Below are 22,506 nucleotides of genomic sequence, written 5' to 3' on the forward strand. Positions count from 1 at the left end.
CGTTCTGAGTTTACAATCGTAAGCGGTGGACCTAAACAATAAACACTAGTTTAACAACCAATTAAAAACCAAAAAAAGCCACATCTATAAAAGATGTGGCTTTTTTAATTTATAGCTGTTTTGAAGTCTTTTTAGCTTTGTAAACTATTAAGATTTGTTATTGTAAATAGTATTATTAAGTATGCGAAGATTGGCCTACTAATTTTATTATACACTTTGGTGCAAAAAAAAAGCCTAACTATAAAATAGTAGGCTTTTTTATTATTTAATTTGATTACCATCTTTGTCAACAAAATGATATTCAAGGTATGTGTAAGCATCTCTTGGTTGTATTTTAACCCATTTTTTGTGTTCAAAAAACCATTTTGAACGAATTGATGGAAAACCTTTTGTTAAAAAGGCTGCTATAAAAGGATGTGTGTTTAAAGTCACCTTCTTATAGTCTTTTTTAAATATTTGTTCTATGTCGTGAGTTATTTTAGGCACAATATTAATTGGTGCTTCGACTTCTTCTCCATTAAAACTGTTAGGATTTTCCTCTCTTGTTTTAATATTCATTTCTGGTCTTACTCTTTGACGTGTAATTTGAATCAATCCAAACTTACTAGGAGGTAATATTTTGTGTTTGGCACGATCATCTTTCATTTCGTCACGAAGATGATTGTAAAGTTTTTTTCTATGTTCAGCGGTATTTAGGTCAATAAAATCTATCACAATAATTCCACCCATATCACGTAATCTTAATTGTCGTGCTACTTCTGATGCAGATATTAAGTTTACTTCAAGTGCTGTGTCTTCTTGAGAGTTTGATTTATTTGATCTATTACCACTATTTACATCAATGACGTGAAGCGCTTCAGTATGCTCGATGACAAGGTATGCACCTTTAGCCATAGAGACCGTCTTACCAAAAGCAGTTTTTATTTGTCTTTCTATTCCAAATTTTTCAAAAATAGGAATATTAGACTGATGTAATTTGACTATTGATTCTTTTTTGGGTGCGTATTGTTGCACGTAATCTTTAACTTGTGCATGTAATGCTTCATCATCTACATGAATCCCTGTAAAAGTGTCGTTAAATATATCTCTTAAAATAGAAGAGGCTTTATTTAACTCACCTAATACTTTGGTAGGATGATTTGCTTTATGCAATTTTTTACACATTGCTGTCCAACGACTAAGCAAATTTTGTAAATCTTTATCTAGTTCGGCTACTTTTTTGCCTTCTGCTACTGTTCGTACAATAACTCCAAAACCAGGAGGAGTTATACTCCTTACCAAGCGTTTTAAGCGCTCTTTCTCTTCTTTACTCTCTATCTTTTGCGAAATAGAAATTCGATCGGAAAATGGCACTAAAACAATATATCTACCAGCTATGGACAGCTCTGAGCTAATCCTTGGGCCTTTAGTAGATATTGGTTCTTTAACTATTTGTACTAAAATAGACTGATTTGATTTTAAGACGTCAGTAATCTTTCCGTCTTTATCAATATCTTTTTCAAATGGGTAATCCTTTAAAGAAAAATCTTTTAGTTTACCTGTGCTTACACTTTTTGTGAATTTTAAAAGAGATGACATTTTTGGTCCTAAATCATGATAATGCAAAAATGCATCTTTTTCATAACCAACATTGACAAATGCTGCATTTAGTCCTGGAACAGCTTTTCTTATTTTGGCGATAAACACATCACCAACCGCAAAGTTGTTCCCATCTTCCTCTTTATGTAATTCAACTAATTTTCCATCTTTTAATAAGGCAAAATCAACAGCTTCTGGACTAGATCTAATAATTAATTCTTTATCCATTTAAGGTTAATTTTTATCCATACAACTAAGTATAGATGGATTATACAATATATCATACCTTTTTTTTAAACAAAAAAAGGTATGATAATCACAGGATTTTTTAAATCCGTTTGAGTTTAAAAATACGCAAGGTTTTACATATTTATTATAAACTCTATTTTCAAAGAACGATAATTTTAATAAACCAAAAAAGTAGTTATATAAACTACTTTTTGGTACTATTTCTTCTTCTTGTGACGATTAGCGCGTCTACGTTTTTTACGCTTATGCGTTGCAACCTTGTGTCTTTTACGTTTCTTACCACTTGGCATAGGGTTAATGTTTTTAAATTAATAATTCGTTTATAATATTTTTTACTTTACGTCTACGTTAGTTTTTACACCCTCTACAAATACTTTTGCAGGTTTAAACGCTGGTATGTTGTGAGCAGGAATCTTGATAGTCGTATTTTTTGAAATATTTCTTCCTGTTTTTTCTGCTCTTGTTTTAATGATAAAGCTACCAAATCCTCTAAGGTAAACATTATCACCTCCTTCTAAAGATGTCTTAACTTCTTCCATAAAAGTCTCTACAGTTGCCTGAACATCTCCTTTTTCTATTCCTAATTTTTCAGAAATCTTTGTTACTAAATCAGCTTTAGTCATTTTCTTTTCTTGTTTGCGTTATTAATTTTTCTAAGGGTTGGCAAATATAGGCATTTAATATTCAATATTTCAAACCTAATTCATTAAAATTTAATGCGATAAACTTTACTTTTGCTTTTCTTACTTTTTTCTAATAAATGAACTTTGCAAAACAATTAATTAATTGGTACACAGATAATAAACGAGATTTGCCTTGGCGTAACACTACAAACCCTTATTATATTTGGCTTTCCGAAATTATTTTACAACAAACACAAGTCATTCAAGGCTTGCCATATTACACCGCTTTTACTACCAATTTCCCTACTGTTTTTGACTTAGCTAAGGCTGAGGAACAAGAAGTGTTAAAATTATGGCAAGGATTGGGTTATTACTCTAGAGCACGAAATTTGCACGCCTCAGCTAAATACATAGTAGATGAGCGTGATGGACATTTTCCGGATACTTTTGATGACATTATTAAACTAAAAGGAGTAGGTGATTATACAGCAAGTGCAATTGCTTCTATTAGTTTTAATGAAGTTACTGCAGTTGTTGACGGTAATGTTTACAGAGCGTTGTCTAGGATTTATGGTATTTACACTCCTATTAATACAGGTAAAGGTTTTAAAGAGTTTAAGATGTTAGCACAACAATTAATTGATGTTAAGCAACCTGCTACTTTTAATCAAGCCATAATGGAGTTTGGTGCAAGATTGTGTAAGCCTAAAAATCCAGATTGTAATAATTGTCCTTTTAACAACACATGTGTTGCTTTAGAAAAAGCTGTAATTACTGATTTACCTGTAAAAATTAAAAGTGCTAAGGTTTCCAAAAAGTATTTTAACTTTATTGTAATTTTTTCTAAGGATGGTAAAACGGTTTTACAACAGCGACTAGGTAGTGGGATTTGGCAAAATTTATATCAATTTCCTTTAATAGAAACTGATAAAGATGCGTCTTTTGATAGTATTGAGGAGCAAATTAAATTGATAGCACCATTAAAAGAACAATTTTTAGAATTGTCTTTATATAACGAAAAATCAATAGTACATAAATTATCCCATCAGCATTTATACACTAAATTTTGGATTGTATCGTTAGATAGTAACCTTCCAGAAGGTATTGCTTTTGGTAAAATAAAGGATTTTCCAGTGCCAATATTGATAGGTAATTTTATTGAAAAATTTAATTTTTAAATCATTACTGTCAACGCCTCAATATTTTTTATTAAATTTATTTACATTGAAGCTTAAAGCTGTAATTTTGTATTAGAAAAAAACACTACTTATGTCAGGAACATTAAATAAAGTTATGCTAATTGGGCATTTAGGAGATGAAGTTAAAATGCACTACTTTGAAGGAGGTGGTTGTGTTGGACGTTTTCCTTTAGCAACCAACGAGACTTATGTTAGCAAGCAAACTAACGAGCGTGTTACTAATACGGATTGGCATAATATAGTAGTGCGCAATAAAGCTGCTGAAATTTGTGAAAAATATTTAACAAAAGGTGATAAGGTTTATGTTGAAGGACGCATAAAAACTAGAAAATGGCAAGACGAATCTGGAAATGATCGTTATAGTACAGAGATACAAGTGTCTGACTTTACATTTTTAAGTACAAAGCGTGATCCTGAGGCAGCTCCTACAACACCAGCTGTACAACAGCAACAAGCACCAAAAACTGATATTCCAAAACAAACGTCTTCAGCCTCTAGCGAAGACGATCTACCGTTTTAATAAGTGATTATGGATCCTGAACCCTCGAGTTTTTTAGCATTAGTAATTTCTGATAATATCAATATTGTACTTGGTTTTGTACTTTTAGTTGTATTATTAATATGTTCTGCTATGATTTCAGGAGCAGAAGTGGCATTGTTTTCATTAACAAAATCTGATCTTGAAGACGAAGCATTACAAGGTAAAAAACAAATACAGATAATTTCTAAACTACTAGTTAGGCCTAAAAAACTATTAGCAACCATTTTAGTAGCCAATAATTTTATAAATATTGGTATTGTAATACTATTTGCCTTTTTAGGTAACTATTTGTTTGCAGGTATAAACTCTGCTTTAGTTAAATTTATAGTGGAAGTAGTAGTCATTACCTTTTTAATATTACTTTTTGGTGAAATTTTACCTAAGATTTATGCTAGTCGCAACAATTTAAAATTTGCGACATTTATGGCCTATCCATTAGGTGTTCTAGATGTATTATTTTCGCCTTTAAGTTTGCCAATGCGCAGTATCACGCTGACAATTCATAATAGATTAGGAAAACAAAAATCTAATATCAGTGTAGATCAATTGTCTCAAGCATTAGAGCTAACAAGTGAGCATGACACCACTAAAGAAGAACAAAAAATATTACAAGGGATTGTAAGTTTTGGAAATACAGATACCAAACAGGTTATGCAACCACGTATTGATGTCTTTGCTTTAAATGTAGAGCAACCTTATAGCGAGATTATTCCAGAAATTATAGAAAACGGTTATTCTAGAATACCAGTATATAAAGATAGTATGGATAATATCGTTGGCGTATTGTATGTTAAAGATTTATTGCCATATATTGATAAGCAAACATTTGATTGGACAACTTTATTAAGAGCACCATTTTTTGTTCCAGAAAATAAAAAATTGGACGATTTAATGGCAGAATTCCAAGAGAAAAAAGTACATCTTGCGGTAGTTGTTGATGAGTATGGAGGAACATCTGGATTAGTGTCATTAGAAGATATTATTGAAGAGATTGTAGGTGATATTAGTGACGAGTTTGATGACGAAGACTTAGTGTTTTCAAAGCTTGATGATAAAAATTATGCTTTTGAAGGTAAAACTGCGTTAAAAGATTTTTATAAAATTATTAAGTTAGAAAACGATACAATTTTTGAAGATAATAAAGGTGAAGCTGAGACTATTGCTGGTTTTATTTTAGAAAATTCTGGAGGTTTTCCTAAACGAAATAGCAAAATACAGTTTGAAAACTACGTTTTTACAATTGAAGCATTAGATAAAAAACGTATAAAACGTGTCAAGGTTACCTTGCCCTAAATAACAAAATATAAAGGCTAATTATTATTGCCTAAGTAATTATAACATGAGACATTTAATAATCTTCCTTTTAACCTTTGTACTACTAACAAGTTGTGGAAACGACCCAATACCAAAGCCAAAAGGGTATCTAAGGTTAGAGTATCCTCAGGCAGATTATAAAATGTATAATCAAGACTTGCCTTTTGCTTTTGATCGAAACATGCAAAGTGATACCATAATATATAAGCCTTTACAAGATGATGTAAAAAGTTTTGGACTTAATATTGAGTATAAAAAATTAAAAGGAACCATATATCTAACTTATAAAGCAATAGATGGCAAAGAGCGCTTAGTTAAGTATCTTAAAAATGCTCAAAATTTTACTCAAGAACATACTAAAAAAGCAGATGCTATTGAAGAGGTTGTTTGGGAAAACCCTGTGAATAAAGTGTATGGAATGTTTTATGAAGTTGGTGGTAATGCAGCATCACAATCTCAGTTTTATATAACGGATAGTATAAATCATTTTTTAACTGGGTCATTATATTTTTATGCTAAACCTAATTATGACTCGATATTACCTGCTGCTAATTATCTTCAAAAAGATATTAAGCGTATAATGGAAAGTGTCCAATGGAAGTAATTTTGATTATTTAAACACATCTTTAAATCACAAATAGAAAATAAGAACAAAAAAAGCCTTGAATTTTCAAGGCTTTTATATTTAAATAAGGTAATGTTTATTAAGCTTTTTTAGCGTCTGTACAACATGCTTTTTTGCAGTCTTTAGCACAAGCTAATTTTTCTGCTTCAGTTTTGATAGCACATTTTTTCTTGCATTCTGCAGTTTTAGCAGCACAATCTTTACAGTCTTTTTTAGTGCAATCTTCTTTACACTTCATTGTGCACTCTTTTTTTGCAGTAGAAAAAGCATCTACCGTATGCATGTCTTTTACTTTATAGGTGTCAGCAACACTTGTAACAGTAGTTTCTAATGATGCAGGAGTTACTAATGCTTCATCATATTCTACCATTGCTAATTCGCGATCAAAATCTACAATTGCAGATTTTACACCTTCCATTTTAGCCATTTTTTTCTCAATAGTTTTTGCACAACCCATTGCGCAAGTCATACCTTCTATTTTAAATTCAGCTTTAGCTAACTTAGCATTTGGATTAATTTCTGCTTTTTTTGTTACTTCTGTAGTTTCTGTAGCAGAAGGTGATGTCATAACTTCTGGCTCAGCTTCGTTTTTACAACTAAATGTTAATACTGTTATTGCAACTAGTACTAGTATATGTTTAAATGATTTCATTTTAATAAAATTTTGTTATTGTTTAATAGTTACAAAATTACTAAATAATATGCTTTATTGCTTTTTATATTGGATTTTTGTACCGTAAAATTTAGTTATGCAAAATAATAATACTAAAAAATGGGTGTATTTACTTGTTTTGTCTCTTATTTGGGGAACGTCTTTTATTTTAATTAAGAAGGCTTTGTTGGGTTTAAATGCCTATCAATTAGGTGCTTTGCGTACTTTAATTACAGGATTGTTTTTGTTTATGGCAGGTTATAAAAAGATACGTTTAATTAAAAAAACGGATTGGAAATGGATTGCGATTTCGGGCTTTTTAGGGTCTTTTATTCCTGCGTTTTTCTTTGCAATCGCCGAAACCCAAATAGATAGTGCAGTTGTGTCTGTTTTAAATAGTTTGGTGCCTTTAAACACTGTTTTAATTGGTGCTGCTGTGTTTAAAATAGCAAGCACTACTAAGCAGGTTGTTGGTGTTATTATTGGCTTTATTGGTACGTCTATATTAATATTAGAAGGTGCAGATTTAAACCCAAATCAAAATTATTGGTTTGCAGGATTTGTAATAGCGTCTACGGTTATGTACGCCATAAATGTTAACATTATTAAGCGCTATTTACAAGACGTTAAACCTTTAGCAATAGCTGTTGGTAATTATGTTGTTATTTTTATACCTGCTTTAGTTGTTTTGATTTTTGCAGACTTTTTTAATGTGGCAAACTTTAGTAATCCTGATTTTACAAATGCAATTGGTTACGTTGTTACTTTATCCTTTTTTGGGACTGCTTTGGCTAAAGTATTGTTTAACACTTTGGTGCAAATGTCTACTCCTGTATTTGCGTCTTCTGTGACTTATATTATGCCAATTGTTGCTTTAGTTTGGGGCTTGATGGATGGAGAAAGTTTTAGTGTAACACAAATTGTTGGGACCTTAATTATTTTAATTGGTGTGTATTTAGCTAATAGAAAAGCAAAAAAAATCCGAAACGTTTAAGTTTCGGATTTTTAGTTTAATTGTAATGAATATTAGTTAAAATCTGCATCAGTAACATCTTCGTTTACTTTTACATTTTTAATATTCATAGACATTGTTTGTGGTCCAGCTATAATAGTTTGTGCGTAAGGGAATTTTACTCCGTTTACTTCAGAGTAATTACCATACTTAACTGTTGTAGTAACTTCTTGTCCTTGCGCTTTAGTTGTGCTTTCTTCTTGAACTAATAATTTTGATGTAACATCATAATAACGGTAAGACGCATCGTCACCTTTAGTTACTTTTACTTTATAGCTATCTGCGCCATCAATATTAACAATACTTACTAATGTTACATTGGCCATATCATATGCTGTTTCTGGAAACATTCCAGCTTCAGCTTTTTTGTCTGATACTTCAGTATCTGATAAAGGCATTTTTTGACCTTGTTGCTCTCTGTAACCAGCAGTACCGTTCCATTTAGACTTCATCATTACCATACCTTGCATAGCAACTTCCATAGACTCTTTATTGTCTTTAGTTTTCTTTATTTCAACTGTCAATGGTGGTGCTCCTTGGATTACAAAATCGCCATCCATTTTTACAGAGTTTACCATGTTAATATTGTTGGTTCCTCCAATAGCTGTAATATAGTTGTCTAATACTGTTTTAGCAGTTACGCCATCAGGAATTGGCTTAGAAAATTCTGGTTTTTCAACTGGATTTGCAAACTTGTCAAAGTACTTAATTGGTACTCCTGTTTTTTCTAATCCAGGGATTACATCACTACCTTTCCCAACTATGATTATACGTGCATTTTCTGGCTTAAAGTATTTGTTAGCCACACGTTGTACATCCTCAATAGTTACTGCATTTATTTTAGATAAATACGTTTTATAAAAGTCAGAAGGTAATTTATTTAGTTTAATGCTTAATGCGTATCTAGCAATTGTCTGAGGGCTTTCTAAAGCTAAAACAAAATCTCCAACATACTTAGCTTTTGCATTAGCTAATGCTTCAGCAGTAACAGGTTCTGATTTTATTCTTTTAATTTCTTTTAAAGTCTCTACAACTGCACTGTCAGTAACAGTGTTTCTTACTTCAGCTCCAGCTGTAAATCTTGACGCACCAAAACGAGAAGCACCAATACTAGAACGTGCTCCATAAGTCCAACCATTTGCTTCACGTAAATTCATGTTTAAGTAGCTGTTAAAACCACCACCTAAAATTTTATTAGCAATTAATACTGCATGGTAATCAGGATCATTCATTTCTAACGTTACGTTATTAGTTAATGATATGTTTGATTGTACAGCATTTGGCATGTCTACAAAATTGATTTGCGTGCTTGCTAGGTTTGGATTAGGAGTAACTAGATTTGTTGTAAAATCAATTCCTTTATCCCATTTTTTGAAGTATTTTTTAACTTGCTTTTCAACTGTCTTAAAATCTACATCACCAATAATTACTAAGTATGCATTGTTTGGGTTAAAGTATTTTTGATAAAATGCTCTAACATTATCAATTGTAATATTATTTACAGTTTCTTCAGTAATATATTCTCCGTAAGGGTGGTTACTACCATAAGATAATGCGCTACCTACACGACCTGCTACAGCATCTACACTTTTTTCGTTGTTTTTTAAACCTTCTAGAATAAGTGCTTTTTCTTTATCAAATTCTTCTTGAGAAAATAATGGATTCATAGCTGCATCTGCCATTAATTCCATAATACGTTCAGAATATTTAGATAAACCACTAGCATATGCTCCATCAGAACTAAATCCAAGGCTTGCTCCTAAAAAGTCAATCTCTTCATTAAAAACATCTTTAGGGATATTAGTTGTACCGTTTCCTAACATGGCACCTAACATTGCAGATACACCTGCTTTGTCACCTTCTGTAATTGGTTGGTTATCTATAGTTAACGCATATGATACTCTTGGAAGCTTATGGTTTTCAACAATTAAAACTTTAAGTCCATTTTTTAGTTCAAACTCTCCAGGAACTTCTAAAGTAATGGTTGGAGCAGGACCTGGTTCTGGTTGTTTAGATCTGTCTATTTGGGCTGTTGCCGAAATTGATATAAACAATACCGCTAATAAGGCTGTTATTTTTGTTTTCATATCTATTGAAATTTCTTTTTTATTTTTCGTCTTTACTTGGTAAATATTCTAAAACAACACGTTGGTTAGGATTTAAATATTTTTTAGCAACATTTTGAATCTCTTCTCTAGTAATAGATCTGTAGATTTTAATTTCGTTGTTAATTAAACTAATATCCTTATAAAGCATATAGTAGCGAGCTAATGAGTTTGCTACACCAGAAATGCTTGAATTTGAACTTACAAAATTGTTTTCAAATTGGTTTTGAAGTTTTTGGTAATCTCTTTCAGACATTAATTCAGTTTGTACCTTAACTAACTCTTCATCAATTTCGGCTAATAAACCATCTAAAGTATTATCACCTAAAGGTAAACCGTAGATAATGTATGTACCGTAATCTTCTTGGCTTTGGTTAAAAGCACCAACTTGTACAGCCATTTTTTTGTCATCAACAATTTTTTTATACAATTTAGATGTTTTACCAGAACTTAAATAACTAGATAACATATCTAATACATAAGCATCTCTTTCTGTCATTGCTGGTGTTCTGTAGGCAGCAATAATTGCAGGGATTTGTATGTTGTCGTCGTAAGCTGTTGCTTTAATAGTCTCAGTAATTGGGTCCTCTTTAGGGAAATTTCTAACTATATCTTCTCCTCTTGGGATTGGTCCAAAATAGTCTTTAATCATCTTTTTTGTAGAGGCAATATCTATATCACCAGCAACAACTAATACAGCGTTATTTGGTACGTAGAATTTTTTGTTAAACGCTTGAAACTCTTCTAAAGAAGCAGCATCTAAATGCTCCATTTTTCCAATAGTTGTTCCTTTATAAGGGTGTTTTTTGAAGATATTAAGTTTAACATTTTCGATAAATTTACCATAAGGAGAATTGTCTACACGTAAACGTTTTTCTTCTTTTACAACTTCATTTTGAGTGTCCACACCAATCTGATTAATAATTGGGTGCATTAAACGCTCAGATTCCATCCATAATCCTAATTCTAAGCTATTAGAAGGGAAAACTTCGTAATAATACGTTCTGTCGTCAGTTGTGTTTGCGTTATTACTTCCTCCTTGAGAAGTTACAATTTTAAACCATTCACCACGATCGATGTTTTCAGTACCTTCAAATAAAAGGTGTTCAAAAAAGTGAGCCATACCTGTACGATCTGGCTGTTCGTCTTTTGCACCAACATGGTACATTACAGAGGTAGTTACTACAGGAGCAGAGTTGTCTTGATGTAAGATAACGTGTAAACCATTGTCTAAATCATACTCTTCGTAGTTAACTTCTTGTGCTGTAGCAGAAAAACCAGCTAAAAGCAAAGCAGCTAATGAGAATAAACTTTTTTTCATGTGTTTGATTATTTAATTTATCAGTTTAAGTATTAGTATACTGTTGTATGTTTTTGTTACAACAGTTTTAACAAAAATAACAATACAACCATGTATTACTGCTTAATTTATTGAAAATTAACATCAAATTATAAAAATTTGGTTCCATTTTCACGAAATTTAAAGGGATTATTAACCAAAAACCATAAATTAATATGAAAAATATTTCCCTTCCTGTAAGATTTGGGTTAGTTATAAGCGCATGTTTAATTGCCTTTTTTTTAATCCTGTCTTTGTTTAATTTACATACTAATCCTTTTTTTAGTTTATTTAATGGTGTAATAACAGGTTTTGGTATTTATGAAACTATAAAGTATTATAAATTACAACAAGCTGACAAATTTAGTTACACAGGCGGTTTTACCGTAGGTATCATTGCAGGTTTTACAGCTGCAATTTTGTTTACAGTATTTTTTACCTTTTATGCTACAGAAGTTGATACTGAATTTTTGACCAAATTATTAACCGTTTTTAAAAGTGACTATAATGTACAAATAGGCTTAGTTGCTTTTGTTGTCGCGATTATGGGATTTGCAACAACAGTAGTTACTACACTTACTTGTATGCAACTTTTTAAAAATAGCAGAAATATGCCTCAAAATCAATAAAAGGTTTGTAGATTAATTAATTAGAAGTATATTTGCATCCGTTTTCTCAGGAAAATGAGATTATTTTATATAAACTAATTAATAAAAACGTTACGCTATGTACGCAATTGTAGAGATAGCAGGGCATCAATTTAAAGTTGAAAAAGACCAAAAAGTTTTTGTTAACCGTTTAGCAACAGAAGAAGGAGAAGCAGTGTCTTTTGACAATGTCCTTTTAATTGCAGATGGTTCTAACATAACTGTAGGCGCCCCAGCTATAGGCGGAGCACAAGTAAGTGCAAAAGTCTTAAAGCACCTTCAAGGTGATAAAGTTATTGTTTTCAAGAAGAAAAGAAGAAAAGGTTACCGTAAGAAAAACGGACACAGACAAGCCTTAACTGAAATCGTAATTGAAAGTATAGTAGCTTCAGGAGCTAAGCCAGCAGCGAAAGCTGAAAAAGCTGCTCCAAAAAAAGAAACTAAAAAAGTAGAAGCTAAAGCTGCACCTAAAAAGGCTGCTAAAGCATCAGGTAAAGCTGACGACTTGAAAAAAGTTGAAGGTATTGGGCCAAAAATTGCTGAAACATTAGTTGAAGCAGGAATCGCTACTTTTGCTGAATTAGCTAAAACTGATGCAGCTAAAATTTCTGAAATTATCGCAGGTGTACGTGGTAATCACGTAACTGACACATGGCCAGCACAAGCTCAATTAGCTGCTGATGGTAAGTGGGATGAGTTAAAGAAATGGCAAGACGAATTAGATGGTGGTAAAGCGTAATTGCTAAAACACTTTAAGTATAACAATTTAAACACTTAAGATCATGGCTCACAAAAAAGGGGTTGGTAGTTCGAAGAATGGTAGAGAATCAGAATCAAAACGTTTAGGCGTTAAGATTTTTGGTGGACAAGCTGCTATTGCTGGAAACATTATCATAAGACAACGTGGTAATACACATCACCCAGGTGAAAATGTATACCAAGGAAAAGATCACACTTTACATGCTAAAGTTGATGGTTTAGTAAAATTTACAAAGAAAAGAGACAACAAGTCTTACGTTTCTATTGAGCCTTTCCAAGCTTAATAATTTTATTTCCTAAAAAATTAAAACCCTTTCTATTTATTTAGAAAGGGTTTTTTGTTGTTTTAGTATGTCGTTTATAATTTTTAAATGATGGTTGGTGTGCATTAGTAAAAATTTGGGTACACGCTTGGTGTTTATGTGTCCAAATAAAGGATGTTTAAAATAGGCGTTTTTGTCTAAGTTTGTTAGTGTAGCAATATTAGATTTTGCTAATGTAATTTGTTGTGTTAAATCTACTTTAGTAATATTTTCTGGTGGTAGTACATGTTTTGGTGCTTTTGCTTTTCCTCTGGGGAAAAAGCCTAATATAAAAAAGACTTTTCCTAAAAGTGTAAAGTTATTTTTAAATTGTTTTGGGTCTGATGTATTGGTAGCAATACTTACGTTGTTTATTACTTTAAGACTGTGGTCTATATGCCAAGCTATATTGCTTTTAGATACTTTAGGGTTTGATTGGTCGTGATTTATTATGTGATGTTCTAAATTATTTATGGCTGTAGTAAGTTTTTGTATGGACATGGTCTTGTTTTTGTCTTGTGAAGATACTTAAAACGAACTTGACTTAACAAAAACGAAACCATTTTACTAGAAGAACTGTGTTTTTGCGGATTAGTTTGCAATAAGGATTGTAGTGGCATCCTTTTTTGAGGCACGAGAAAAAGATATAACGGAAAGCGTGGTTGTTTTTGGTTTTTTTCCAAAAACAAATTGCCATAAAACAAAAAAAATCCCAAACATTGCTGCTTGGGATTTAATATGTAATTTCAAAGTATGTGATTGCTAGAACACTAAAAAGTGACTTGCAACGACGCTTTGATTAGTATCTGTAATGTTCTGGCTTGTATGGTCCTTCAACTTTAACACCAATATAATCAGCTTGGTAATCTGCTAATTCTGTTAGCTCTACACCAATTTTTTCTAAATGTAATTTAGCTACTTTTTCGTCTAAATGCTTTGGTAACATATATACGTCGTTTTCGTATTTATTGCTATTTTTCCAAAGTTCGATTTGTGCTAAAGTTTGGTTTGTAAATGAGTTAGACATTACAAAACTAGGGTGTCCTGTTGCGCAACCTAAGTTTACTAAACGTCCTTCGGCAAGCAAGATAATATCTTTACCATCAATGTTGTATTTGTCAACCTGAGGTTTGATTGTGTCTTTAGTATGACCATGGTTTTTGTTTAACCATCCTACTTGGATTTCGTTATCAAAGTGACCGATGTTTGCTACGATTACTTTGTCTTTCATTGCTTCAAAATGCTCTGCACGTACAATGTCTTTGTTACCTGTAGTTGTAATGATTATATCAGAATTACCAACAACTGTTTCTAGTTTTTTAACTTCAAAACCGTCCATTGCTGCTTGTAATGCACAAATTGGGTCAATTTCTGTTACTGTTACAATACTTCCAGCACCTTTAAAAGACGCAGCAGTACCTTTACCAACGTCTCCATAACCACAAACAGTTACACGTTTACCTGCTAACATAATGTCTGTTGCACGACGTATTGCGTCTACTGCAGACTCTTTACATCCGTATTTGTTATCAAATTTAGATTTAGTTACAGAATCGTTTACGTTAATTGCTGGCATTGTTAATGTACCGTTTTTAACACGCTCGTATAATCTGTGTACTCCTGTTGTAGTTTCTTCAGATAATCCTTTAATTCCTGCAGATAATTCTGGGTATTTATCTAAAACCATGTTAGTTAAATCTCCACCATCATCTAAAATCATGTTTAATGGCTTGCGGTCTTCTCCAAAAAATAAGGTTTGCTCGATACACCAATCAAATTCTTCTTCAGTCATGTCTTTCCAAGCGTACACAGCTGTACCTGCATCTGCAATTGCAGCAGCAGCTTGATCTTGTGTAGAGAAAATGTTACAAGAGCTCCAAGTAACTTCTGCTCCTAAAGCTTGTAAAGTTTCAATTAAAACAGCAGTTTGGATAGTCATGTGTAAACATCCAGCAATACGTGCTCCTTTTAAAGGTTGTTCGTTTTTGTATTCTTCACGTAAACTCATTAAACCTGGCATTTCTGCTTCGGCTAAATTAATTTCTTTTCTTCCCCAAGCCGCAAGCGACATGTCTTTTACCTTATTAGGCACGTAAGCAACGTTTTTTGTACTCATATTATTTCTCTCTTTATTTTATAAATGAAACACCTTTGGGAATTAGCACTTAAAATGGTTAAATTCGCTTAACAAAAATGCATATTTCGCCTTAGGCTTTGCAAAGATAACTAATAGAATTTAGAATATTAAATGCCTCTATATAAAACCCTTACTCCAAATTCACAAACTACTGTTAAAATCTGGAAGATTGAAGAGTCTTATGACCAATTAATCAATGGATTAGATTTAAAACCAGAGAGTTTAGATCGTGTCTTAGGTATGAAAAGTGAGCTGCATCAACGTGGTTTTTTAAGTGTTAGACACTTGCTTAATGCTTTTGGTTATACCGATCATGATTTATTTTATGACGCGAATGGCAAACCACATTTAAAGGATGGAAAGCATATATCTATAACCCATAGCTTTACATTTTCTGGCGTTATTATTAGCGATACAGAAGTTGGTATAGATATAGAAAGACAGCGCCAAAAAATAGCAGTTATTGCTAAAAAGTTTGTGGCGTACGAGTTTGAATATTTGGATAAAGAAGCTTCTGATTATATTAATAAACTAACTGTTATTTGGGGAATAAAGGAATCTTTATACAAATTGTTTGCAACTCCAGGAATGTTGTTTAAGGACCATTTTTTGGTAATTCCGTTTTCTATAATTGATGCCCAAACGGTTTGTTGGATAGATTATAAGGGTTTAAAAAAACGTTATACTGCCAATTACTTAGAGTTTGAAGGTTTTACTTGTGCTTATGTTATAGAATAATGAGTGTTTACAACGACATACTTTCCGCGAAAGCGAAACAAGAACAATTATTAGCTATACTAATTGATCCTGATAAATTTGATATTAAATTATTATCGCAATTTACCAATAAAATTAATCAATCTGTAATAACACATGTTTTTGTTGGTGGTAGTACAGTTGAGTTGGAGGTGACGCAAAAATTAGTTGCTGCTTTAAAACCACTAACTAAATTACCCATTGTGCTATTTCCTGGTGATGTAACGCAAATATCAAAGGATGCTGACGCTATCTTGTTTTTGTCCTTAATTTCTGGTCGAAACCCTAAATATTTAATCGAAAAACAAATTGAAGCTGTTTCTATTTTAAAAAATACCGACTTGGAGGTTATTCCAACTGGTTATATTTTGATTGAAAATGGAAAAGAAACTGCGGTCCAAAAAGTAACAAAAAGTAAACCGATCCCAACTGCTTTGCATACTTTAGTTGCTGATACAGCAAAAGCAGGTGAATTAATGGGTAAAAAAATTATTTATTTAGAAGCTGGAAGTGGAGCATTACACCCTGTACCATTACAAATGATTAAGTTTGTGAAACAAGATTTAACAATCCCTTTAATAGTTGGAGGTGGTATTAGAAGCAAACAACAATTGGATAACGCTTATAGTGCAGGAGCAGATTTAGTAGTAATTGGTACTGCTTTTGAAGAAAACCATGACTTTTTTGAAGAATTAAAACTATAAACCATGAAAATATCGGTAGATTTAACTTTGTCACCATTAAGTAATAATTATGAGCAGCACGTTATTGATTTTATTAAAGCTTTACGTGACTCTAATTTTACGGTTTTAGAAAACCCATTAAGTACTCAGGTTTTTGGCGAATTTGACCAGTTGATGCCTTTTTTAAACGAAAAGATTAAAGCTTCGTTTGAAAATCAAGACATATGTGTACTAACTATTAAAGTTGTAAAAACAGACAGAAGCGATTATGAGCCACATTTTTGATTTCCTTTTTGGGCAATATTTTGAATACGAAACAACAGATGTGGTTTTAGAGATTATTGCTGTAATTTTTGGTTTTTTATCTGTATTGTTTTCTAAACAAAATAAAATTTGGGTGTTTCCTACAGGTATGATAAGTACCTTAATTTTTGTGTATTTATTATTAAAATGGGGTCTGTTAGGCGATATGATGATTAACGCTTATTATTTTGTAATGAGTGTTTATGGTTGGTATATATGGACAAGAAAAGTGGACGATCAACACGTTACACCTATTTCTGTTACCACAAAAAAGGAAAAAAAATTAAGTGTAATTATTTTTTTAGCAACTATGTTATTTGTGTTTGTAGTTTATAAAACATTTGATAAGTGGACTAGTTGGGTAGCATATGTTGATACCATTACTACTGCAATATTTTTTGTTGGTATGTGGTTGATGGCTAAACGTAAAATTGAAAACTGGATTTACTGGATTATAGGAGATATTATCTCTGTTCCTTTATATTTTTATAAAGGATTTACGTTTACTTCTTTTCAGTATTTAGGATTTACAGTAATTGCAATATTTGGTTATTTACAATGGAAAAAACACTTGAACAGCAACCTGCAAACTGTGTAAAAATAGTTTTGTTTGGACCAGAATCTACTGGAAAAACGACGTTATCTCAACAATTAGCTAGGCATTATCATTCCGTTTGGGTACCCGAATATGCTAGAGATTATTTACAAAATAAATGGAATAACGAACGTAAAACCTGCGAAACTCACGATTTACTTCCAATAGCTATGGGTCAAATGAGTATGGAAAACCGTTTGGCAAAAAAAACAGAATCTGTACTAATTTGTGATACTGATTTATTAGAGACTAAAGTATACTCTGAAACCTATTACTCTGGGACTTGCAATCCAGTTTTAGAAAAATATGCTATAAAGAATACTTATGATTTATACTTTTTAACGTATATTGATACACCTTGGGAAGCGGATGATTTAAGGGACAAGCCTGAAGAAAGAGAAGCAATGTTTGAAACGTTTAAATCTACATTAATAAAATATAATCGACCTTATGTATTATTAAAAGGAGATAAGAAAACAAGATTACAATTAGCCATAAAACATATAGATTTATTATTAGCAAAACATAATGATGCAGTTTAATAGTTCAGATAAAATTTTCATAGAAAAAAAAGGATTAACACTTAAAAAGGTAGAGCAACAATTACAGTTGCTTAAAACAGGATTACCCTTCATTAATTTAGAAAGAGCAGCAACTATTGAAGACGGAATACTTAAGTTTTCTGAGCAAGAGAAATCGGGTTTAATAAAGGTTTATGATGCTCAAAAAGAAGCAATCAAAATTGTCAAATTTGTTCCTGCTTCTGGAGCAGCGACCAGAATGTTTAAATTTTTATTTGATTTTATCAAGGATTTTAAGCCTAAAAAGCAAAGTATAAATGCTTATGTAAATAAATTTAAGGCTTCAGAGTTATCTTTATTTTTTATTGGGTTAGAAAAACTACCTTTTTATAATCTAGTAATAACCTATTTAAAGTCACAAAACAAAAACTATAATAAATTATCAAACGATGAAAAATTGGTTGCGTTTATCAAAGCTATTTTAAACGATGATCAATTAGCTTTTAGTGCTTTTCCAAAAGGATTATTACCGTTTCATAAATATAAAAATCATTTAGCAAGCGCTTTTGAGGAGCATTTATTTGAGGCTGCATTGTACTCGACCTCAAATGGTAAAGCTTCTCTTCATTTTACTATTTCAGAAAAACATAAAGAAAAGTTTGATGCTGAGTTTGCTAGAATTCAACAAATAGTTGAAAGCAAAACCAATACTAAATTTGATATTTCTTTTTCTTATCAAAAAGAATCTACAGATACAATAGCAGTTTCAGCAAAAAATGAAATTGTTAGAGAGGACAATCACGAGCTATATTTTAGACCATCTGGTCATGGTGCTTTACTTGAAAACCTAAACGACTTTGATGCTGACATTATTTTTATTAAAAATATTGATAACGTTGTAGTTTATAAATATGAAGAAGAAGTCGCTAAGTCTAAAAAAATGCTAGCAGGTTTATTGATTAATATAAAAAAGCAAGCGTTTAAGTATGCCAAAGATTTAGATACAAAGCAATTGTCGCATGAGGATATAGTTGAAATCGCAGAGTTTTTGATTTGTAAAATGAATGTTGTAATTTCTCCTGAATTTGAAAAATATTCTACAGCATATCAAATAGATTATTTAAAAAATAAACTAGACAGACCAATCCGTATTTGTGGTATGGTTGAAAACGAAGGGGAGCCAGGAGGAGGTCCATTTTGGGTTAAAGATGAAGGAGCAAATCTGTCTTTGCAAATAGTAGAATCTGCTCAAATTAACAAAAAGGATAAAGAACAAAAAAACATCTTAAAAAAAGCGACGCATTTTAATCCTGTAGACATTGTTTGTAGTATAAAAAACTATAAAGGCGAAACGTATGATCTTCAAAAATTTGTTGACCACCAAACAGCTTTTATTACTATGAAAACAAAAGTTGGAAAAGATATTAAAGCTTTAGAGTTGCCAGGACTTTGGAACGGAAGTATGTCCAATTGGAATACTATTTTTGTGGAAGTACCTTTAGTTACCTTCAATCCAGTAAAAACGGTTAATGACTTACTAAAACCAACACATCAAGTCTTATAACGTGTTAGACAAACAAGCTTTAGAGAAAGAATTTAACCTTAAAGCTATCAGAAGTTCTGGTAGTGGTGGACAGCATGTCAATAAGGTTGCTACTAAAATAGAGTTAAGTTTTTCTATTAATGATTCTGTAGTTCTTGCAAACGACCAAAAAGAACGGATTATATCAAAATTAGCAACTAGGCTAACTAAAGATCAGGTATTATTATTGCAATGTGGAGACACTAGAAGTCAATTAAAAAATAAAGGGATTATTATAAAACGTGCAATTGCTATTTTACAACAAGCTTTACAAGTAGATCCAGAGCGTAAACCAACCAAAATCCCAAGAGCAGTTATTCGTAAACGCTTAAAAAACAAAAAACACAACTCAGATATAAAAGCTAATCGAAAAAAACCAAAAATAGAGTAGCTTATTATATAAGTCTTAATTGTATTTTAACAATATTAATTATTGCGTAGATTATTCTTTGAAAAAAAAATCAAGAATCATATTTCATAAATCAAAATTCTAATCTACCTTTGCAGCGTTCTCAAAAAAGGGGTGCCTATATCGGCTGAGATCATACCCATTGAACCTAGAACAGGTAATGCTGTTTAGGAAATTTGAAACACATTTTTTGTGTTACTATATAATATATAGAGAGTCTATGTATTACAAAATTTAATTAATAACAATTAAGAATAATTACCTCTTTTTATTCGATTAGTAATTTAATCGTAATGAAAAATTTATTTCTTTTTTTAACACTATTAGTGTTATCGGTCAGTGTTAACGCACAAGACAAAAAAACAGTTGAGTCGGACTCTACAAAAATCACAAAACTTGATGAAGTGTTACTATCTGCTACTAGAGCAAAGGATAAGACACCAGTAGCTTTTTCAAACATCACAAAAGAAGAGTTAGAATCTATAAATCTTGGTCAGGATTTACCAGTATTATTAGATCAATTACCATCTGTAGTAACAACAAGTGATGCAGGAGCAGGTGTTGGTTATACAGGGATTAGAGTTAGAGGTAGTGATGCGACACGTGTCAATGTGACTATCAACGGAATACCTTACAATGACCAAGAAAGTCAAGGGACATTCTGGGTTAATATGCCTGATTTTGTAAGTTCTGTTGAGGATATTCAATTACAACGTGGTGTTGGAACATCTACCAATGGATCTGGTGCTTTTGGTGCTAGCTTAAACTTAAAAACACTTAATCCATCGACTGATGGTTATGCTACAACAACTAACGCAGTAGGTAGTTTTGGAACTAGAAAACATAATATTAGTATTGGTTCTGGAATTAAAAATAATTTTTATGCTGAAGCTAGATTATCCAATATACAAAGTGATGGATATATTGATAGAGCTAGAGCAGACTTAAATAGTTATTATACAGAAGCTGGTTTTGTTAACGAAAAAACATCCATAAAAGCTATTGTTTTTGGAGGAAAAGAAGAGACTTACCAGTCTTGGTACGGAACACCAGAAGCAGTTGTTAATAACGATTTAGAAGGAATTCAGGCTTTTATTGATAGAAATTATCCAAGTGATGCAGAAGCTGAAAATTTATTAAATTCAGGAAGAACTTATAATTACTACACTTATGATAATGAAATTGATAGCTATCAACAAACACATTATCAATTACATGCTTCTCACCAATTTAACTCTATATTTTCTGCTAATATTTCTGGTAATTTTACAACAGGTAAAGGTTATTATGAACAATATAAAGATGGTGAGGAATTAGGTGACTATTTCCCAAATAATGCAAATGCTTCAGACGAAGGTGATGTCATTAGAAGACGTTGGTTAGATAATAACTTTACAGCAATTGTATATTCACTTAACTATAAAAAGGATAAGTTAAATTTATATTTAGGTGGTGGATATAATTCTTATAAAGGGGATCATTTTGGTGAAGTTATCTGGGATTCATTTGAAACACCAATACCTGTAAGAAGCAATTATTATTTTAGTTATGGAGATAAACAAGATTTTAATACGTACTTAAAAGCCGAGTATAATATCAATTCAAATTTATTTGCATTACTAGATTTACAATATAGAACGGTTGATTATGAGTCTGTTGGAACAAGCTCAGATTTACTAGATATTAATGTAAAAGAAACGTATAATTTTTTCAATCCAAAAATGGGATTAACCTACAGGATTAATAATAATAGTAATGTGTATGGATCTTACGCTGTAGGTAACAGAGAGCCAAATCGTGACGATTTAACAAAAAATCCAATCAAGCCAGTATCGGAACAGTTACATGATTTTGAGTTTGGTTATAAATTACAAAATTCTAAGTTTTACTTAAACGCTAATTTATACTATATGGATTATAAAGATCAATTAGTGTTAACAGGAGATTTAGATGATGTTGGTGATCCAATCAGACAAAATGTAGCAGATAGTTACAGAGCTGGTATCGAGATACAAACAGGATATAAATTATCGGATCAATTTAGGATTGATGCTAATGCAACTTTTAGTCAAAACAAAATTAAAGCGTTTGATTATGTCGTTTATGACACGCAGTATGATCCTAGCACATTTGATACAGTATCTTATGATGCTGTTGTGACAACTTATAATGATACAGATATCTCATTTTCGCCAAACGTAATATTTGGTAGTACATTAACCTACTCGCCAATTAAAAATGCTAACATCGCTTTATTATCTAAGTACGTTGGGCAACAATATTTAGACAACACGTCAAGTGATAGTAAAAGTATGGATGGCTATTTTGTAAACAACTTAAATGTGTCTTATCGTATCAAACCAACTTGGATTAAAGAGATCGCTTTTAATGTATTGGTTAACAATGTGTTTAATAATAAATATGTGTCTAATGGTTATACGTATAGCTATTTTTATAGACCAGAAAACTCTAATGATGCACCAATCACAGAAAATTTTTATTACCCACAAGCAACCACTAACTTTTTAGCAGGTGTAACCTTAAAATTTTAACCAATAATTTTTTAACAACCCTT

Annotated in this window: 24 protein-coding genes and 1 riboswitch; of the genes, 16 read left to right on the forward strand and 8 right to left on the reverse strand. The window is 31.6% G+C overall.

Going from position 1 to position 22,506, the window contains the following annotated elements; translation table 11 throughout:
• Positions 1–261 precede the first annotated feature (261 nt).
• Entirely contained in the window at positions 262–1,806 is a 1,545-nt protein-coding gene (locus WNY60_RS04985; protein WP_145004263.1) for an Rne/Rng family ribonuclease, read from the reverse strand.
• Positions 1,807–2,159: 353 nt separating this feature from the next.
• Positions 2,160–2,450 (reverse strand): HU family DNA-binding protein, encoded by a 291-nt coding sequence (locus WNY60_RS04990; protein ID WP_028283181.1) that lies wholly within the window; start codon positions 2,448–2,450, stop codon positions 2,160–2,162.
• A 137-nt stretch (positions 2,451–2,587) separates the two neighbouring features.
• On the opposite strand from WNY60_RS04990, the gene mutY reads away from it, so the two are divergent.
• The 4 genes from mutY (at position 2,588) to gldD (ending at position 6,108) form a co-directional block, all read left to right on the forward strand.
• Positions 2,588–3,628, forward strand: coding sequence for an A/G-specific adenine glycosylase (gene mutY / locus WNY60_RS04995; RefSeq protein WP_342861696.1), 1,041 nt, complete (start codon positions 2,588–2,590; stop codon positions 3,626–3,628).
• A gap of 91 nt (positions 3,629–3,719) precedes the next feature.
• Entirely contained in the window at positions 3,720–4,169 is a 450-nt protein-coding gene (gene ssb, locus WNY60_RS05000; protein WP_145004257.1) for a single-stranded DNA-binding protein, read from the forward strand.
• 9 nt (positions 4,170–4,178) lie between these two features.
• Positions 4,179–5,483: a gliding motility-associated protein GldE gene (locus WNY60_RS05005; protein WP_145004254.1), complete on the forward strand. Its 1,305-nt coding sequence runs from the start codon at positions 4,179–4,181 to the stop codon at positions 5,481–5,483.
• A 46-nt stretch (positions 5,484–5,529) separates the two neighbouring features.
• A complete protein-coding gene (gene gldD / locus WNY60_RS05010) occupies positions 5,530–6,108 on the forward strand; it encodes a gliding motility lipoprotein GldD (RefSeq protein ID WP_145004251.1) in 579 nt (192 codons plus the stop codon).
• A 100-nt stretch (positions 6,109–6,208) separates the two neighbouring features.
• Here the strand turns inward: gldD and WNY60_RS05015 are convergent, their stop codons facing one another.
• On the reverse strand, positions 6,209–6,781 hold the full coding sequence (locus WNY60_RS05015; RefSeq protein WP_342861697.1) for a heavy metal-associated domain-containing protein: 573 nt from the start codon (positions 6,779–6,781) through the stop codon (positions 6,209–6,211).
• A gap of 97 nt (positions 6,782–6,878) precedes the next feature.
• Here WNY60_RS05015 and WNY60_RS05020 point away from each other — a divergent pair, with 97 nt between their 5' ends.
• A complete protein-coding gene (locus WNY60_RS05020) occupies positions 6,879–7,775 on the forward strand; it encodes a DMT family transporter (RefSeq protein ID WP_342861698.1) in 897 nt (298 codons plus the stop codon).
• Positions 7,776–7,807: 32 nt separating this feature from the next.
• On the opposite strand, the gene WNY60_RS05025 is transcribed toward WNY60_RS05020, so the two are convergent.
• Both WNY60_RS05025 and WNY60_RS05030 read right to left on the reverse strand, forming a co-directional pair.
• Positions 7,808–9,880 carry a pitrilysin family protein gene (locus tag WNY60_RS05025; protein WP_342861699.1) on the reverse strand — a complete coding sequence of 691 codons (2,073 nt, stop codon included), beginning with the start codon at positions 9,878–9,880 and terminating at the stop codon, positions 7,808–7,810.
• Positions 9,881–9,899: 19 nt separating this feature from the next.
• Positions 9,900–11,219 (reverse strand): pitrilysin family protein, encoded by a 1,320-nt coding sequence (locus tag WNY60_RS05030; protein WP_145004240.1) that lies wholly within the window; start codon positions 11,217–11,219, stop codon positions 9,900–9,902.
• 194 nt (positions 11,220–11,413) lie between these two features.
• Here WNY60_RS05030 and WNY60_RS05035 point away from each other — a divergent pair, with 194 nt between their 5' ends.
• From WNY60_RS05035 to rpmA, 3 genes are all read left to right on the forward strand, one after another.
• Entirely contained in the window at positions 11,414–11,866 is a 453-nt protein-coding gene (locus WNY60_RS05035; RefSeq protein WP_342861700.1) for a DUF4199 domain-containing protein, read from the forward strand.
• Positions 11,867–11,963: 97 nt separating this feature from the next.
• The gene (gene rplU / locus WNY60_RS05040; RefSeq protein ID WP_145004235.1) at positions 11,964–12,623 is read left to right on the forward strand and encodes a 50S ribosomal protein L21; all 660 of its coding nucleotides are present in this window, start codon (positions 11,964–11,966) and stop codon (positions 12,621–12,623) included.
• Between the two features lie 43 nt (positions 12,624–12,666).
• Positions 12,667–12,927: a 50S ribosomal protein L27 gene (rpmA, locus tag WNY60_RS05045; RefSeq protein WP_028283192.1), complete on the forward strand. Its 261-nt coding sequence runs from the start codon at positions 12,667–12,669 to the stop codon at positions 12,925–12,927.
• A 36-nt stretch (positions 12,928–12,963) separates the two neighbouring features.
• Here rpmA and WNY60_RS05050 read toward each other — a convergent pair whose 3' ends face one another.
• The 3 genes from WNY60_RS05050 to ahcY all read right to left on the reverse strand — a co-directional run bounded on the left by WNY60_RS05050 (position 12,964) and on the right by ahcY (position 15,061).
• Positions 12,964–13,446, reverse strand: coding sequence for a DUF1569 domain-containing protein (locus WNY60_RS05050; RefSeq protein WP_342861701.1), 483 nt, complete (start codon positions 13,444–13,446; stop codon positions 12,964–12,966).
• Positions 13,447–13,536: 90 nt separating this feature from the next.
• On the reverse strand, positions 13,537–13,695 hold the full coding sequence (locus WNY60_RS05055; RefSeq protein WP_339808616.1) for a hypothetical protein: 159 nt from the start codon (positions 13,693–13,695) through the stop codon (positions 13,537–13,539).
• Positions 13,696–13,744: 49 nt separating this feature from the next.
• A complete protein-coding gene (ahcY, locus tag WNY60_RS05060; RefSeq protein ID WP_342861702.1) occupies positions 13,745–15,061 on the reverse strand; it encodes an adenosylhomocysteinase in 1,317 nt (438 codons plus the stop codon).
• A gap of 132 nt (positions 15,062–15,193) precedes the next feature.
• On the opposite strand from ahcY, the gene WNY60_RS05065 reads away from it, so the two are divergent.
• The 8 genes from WNY60_RS05065 (at position 15,194) to WNY60_RS05100 (ending at position 22,483) form a co-directional block, all read left to right on the forward strand.
• Positions 15,194–15,820 carry a 4'-phosphopantetheinyl transferase superfamily protein gene (locus WNY60_RS05065; RefSeq protein WP_342861703.1) on the forward strand — a complete coding sequence of 209 codons (627 nt, stop codon included), beginning with the start codon at positions 15,194–15,196 and terminating at the stop codon, positions 15,818–15,820.
• Positions 15,820–16,542 (forward strand): geranylgeranylglyceryl/heptaprenylglyceryl phosphate synthase, encoded by a 723-nt coding sequence (locus WNY60_RS05070; RefSeq protein ID WP_342861704.1) that lies wholly within the window; start codon positions 15,820–15,822, stop codon positions 16,540–16,542. Before WNY60_RS05065 ends, WNY60_RS05070 begins: the two co-directional genes overlap by 1 nt.
• Positions 16,543–16,545: 3 nt before the next feature.
• Positions 16,546–16,806: a hypothetical protein gene (locus WNY60_RS05075; protein WP_292948084.1), complete on the forward strand. Its 261-nt coding sequence runs from the start codon at positions 16,546–16,548 to the stop codon at positions 16,804–16,806.
• Positions 16,790–17,422 (forward strand): nicotinamide riboside transporter PnuC, encoded by a 633-nt coding sequence (gene pnuC, locus WNY60_RS05080; RefSeq protein ID WP_339808619.1) that lies wholly within the window; start codon positions 16,790–16,792, stop codon positions 17,420–17,422. The genes WNY60_RS05075 and pnuC overlap by 17 nt, the downstream gene beginning before the upstream one ends.
• Positions 17,383–17,961, forward strand: coding sequence for an ATP-binding protein (locus WNY60_RS05085; protein WP_292948082.1), 579 nt, complete (start codon positions 17,383–17,385; stop codon positions 17,959–17,961). The genes pnuC and WNY60_RS05085 overlap by 40 nt, the downstream gene beginning before the upstream one ends.
• Positions 17,948–19,504: a DUF4301 family protein gene (locus WNY60_RS05090; protein ID WP_339808620.1), complete on the forward strand. Its 1,557-nt coding sequence runs from the start codon at positions 17,948–17,950 to the stop codon at positions 19,502–19,504. The genes WNY60_RS05085 and WNY60_RS05090 overlap by 14 nt, the downstream gene beginning before the upstream one ends.
• Before the next feature lies 1 nt (position 19,505).
• Positions 19,506–19,913: an alternative ribosome rescue aminoacyl-tRNA hydrolase ArfB gene (arfB, locus tag WNY60_RS05095; protein ID WP_145004215.1), complete on the forward strand. Its 408-nt coding sequence runs from the start codon at positions 19,506–19,508 to the stop codon at positions 19,911–19,913.
• A 118-nt stretch (positions 19,914–20,031) separates the two neighbouring features.
• Positions 20,032–20,122, forward strand: a riboswitch (TPP riboswitch).
• Between the two features lie 102 nt (positions 20,123–20,224).
• Positions 20,225–22,483 (forward strand): TonB-dependent receptor, encoded by a 2,259-nt coding sequence (locus WNY60_RS05100; RefSeq protein ID WP_292948081.1) that lies wholly within the window; start codon positions 20,225–20,227, stop codon positions 22,481–22,483.
• Positions 22,484–22,506 lie beyond the last annotated feature (23 nt).

Source organism: Olleya sp. AS48 (assembly GCF_038900355.1).
In the GTDB taxonomy this organism is placed as follows: domain Bacteria; phylum Bacteroidota; class Bacteroidia; order Flavobacteriales; family Flavobacteriaceae; genus Olleya.

Bases quoted from the DNA above. Each gene is read 5' to 3' on its own strand.
- WNY60_RS04985 (WP_145004263.1), bottom strand. From the start codon at position 1,806: ATGGATAAAGAATTAATTATTAGATCTAGTCCAGAAGCTGTTGATTTT.
- WNY60_RS04990 (WP_028283181.1), bottom strand. From the start codon at position 2,450: ATGACTAAAGCTGATTTAGTAACAAAGATTTCTGAAAAATTAGGAATA.
- mutY (WP_342861696.1), top strand. From the start codon at position 2,588: ATGAACTTTGCAAAACAATTAATTAATTGGTACACAGATAATAAACGA.
- ssb (WP_145004257.1), top strand. From the start codon at position 3,720: ATGTCAGGAACATTAAATAAAGTTATGCTAATTGGGCATTTAGGAGAT.
- WNY60_RS05005 (WP_145004254.1), top strand. From the start codon at position 4,179: ATGGATCCTGAACCCTCGAGTTTTTTAGCATTAGTAATTTCTGATAAT.
- gldD (WP_145004251.1), top strand. From the start codon at position 5,530: ATGAGACATTTAATAATCTTCCTTTTAACCTTTGTACTACTAACAAGT.
- WNY60_RS05015 (WP_342861697.1), bottom strand. From the start codon at position 6,781: ATGAAATCATTTAAACATATACTAGTACTAGTTGCAATAACAGTATTA.
- WNY60_RS05020 (WP_342861698.1), top strand. From the start codon at position 6,879: ATGCAAAATAATAATACTAAAAAATGGGTGTATTTACTTGTTTTGTCT.
- WNY60_RS05025 (WP_342861699.1), bottom strand. From the start codon at position 9,880: ATGAAAACAAAAATAACAGCCTTATTAGCGGTATTGTTTATATCAATT.
- WNY60_RS05030 (WP_145004240.1), bottom strand. From the start codon at position 11,219: ATGAAAAAAAGTTTATTCTCATTAGCTGCTTTGCTTTTAGCTGGTTTT.
- WNY60_RS05035 (WP_342861700.1), top strand. From the start codon at position 11,414: ATGAAAAATATTTCCCTTCCTGTAAGATTTGGGTTAGTTATAAGCGCA.
- rplU (WP_145004235.1), top strand. From the start codon at position 11,964: ATGTACGCAATTGTAGAGATAGCAGGGCATCAATTTAAAGTTGAAAAA.
- rpmA (WP_028283192.1), top strand. From the start codon at position 12,667: ATGGCTCACAAAAAAGGGGTTGGTAGTTCGAAGAATGGTAGAGAATCA.
- WNY60_RS05050 (WP_342861701.1), bottom strand. From the start codon at position 13,446: ATGTCCATACAAAAACTTACTACAGCCATAAATAATTTAGAACATCAC.
- ahcY (WP_342861702.1), bottom strand. From the start codon at position 15,061: ATGAGTACAAAAAACGTTGCTTACGTGCCTAATAAGGTAAAAGACATG.
- WNY60_RS05065 (WP_342861703.1), top strand. From the start codon at position 15,194: ATGCCTCTATATAAAACCCTTACTCCAAATTCACAAACTACTGTTAAA.
- WNY60_RS05070 (WP_342861704.1), top strand. From the start codon at position 15,820: ATGAGTGTTTACAACGACATACTTTCCGCGAAAGCGAAACAAGAACAA.
- WNY60_RS05075 (WP_292948084.1), top strand. From the start codon at position 16,546: ATGAAAATATCGGTAGATTTAACTTTGTCACCATTAAGTAATAATTAT.
- pnuC (WP_339808619.1), top strand. From the start codon at position 16,790: ATGAGCCACATTTTTGATTTCCTTTTTGGGCAATATTTTGAATACGAA.
- WNY60_RS05085 (WP_292948082.1), top strand. From the start codon at position 17,383: ATGGAAAAAACACTTGAACAGCAACCTGCAAACTGTGTAAAAATAGTT.
- WNY60_RS05090 (WP_339808620.1), top strand. From the start codon at position 17,948: ATGATGCAGTTTAATAGTTCAGATAAAATTTTCATAGAAAAAAAAGGA.
- WNY60_RS05100 (WP_292948081.1), top strand. From the start codon at position 20,225: ATGAAAAATTTATTTCTTTTTTTAACACTATTAGTGTTATCGGTCAGT.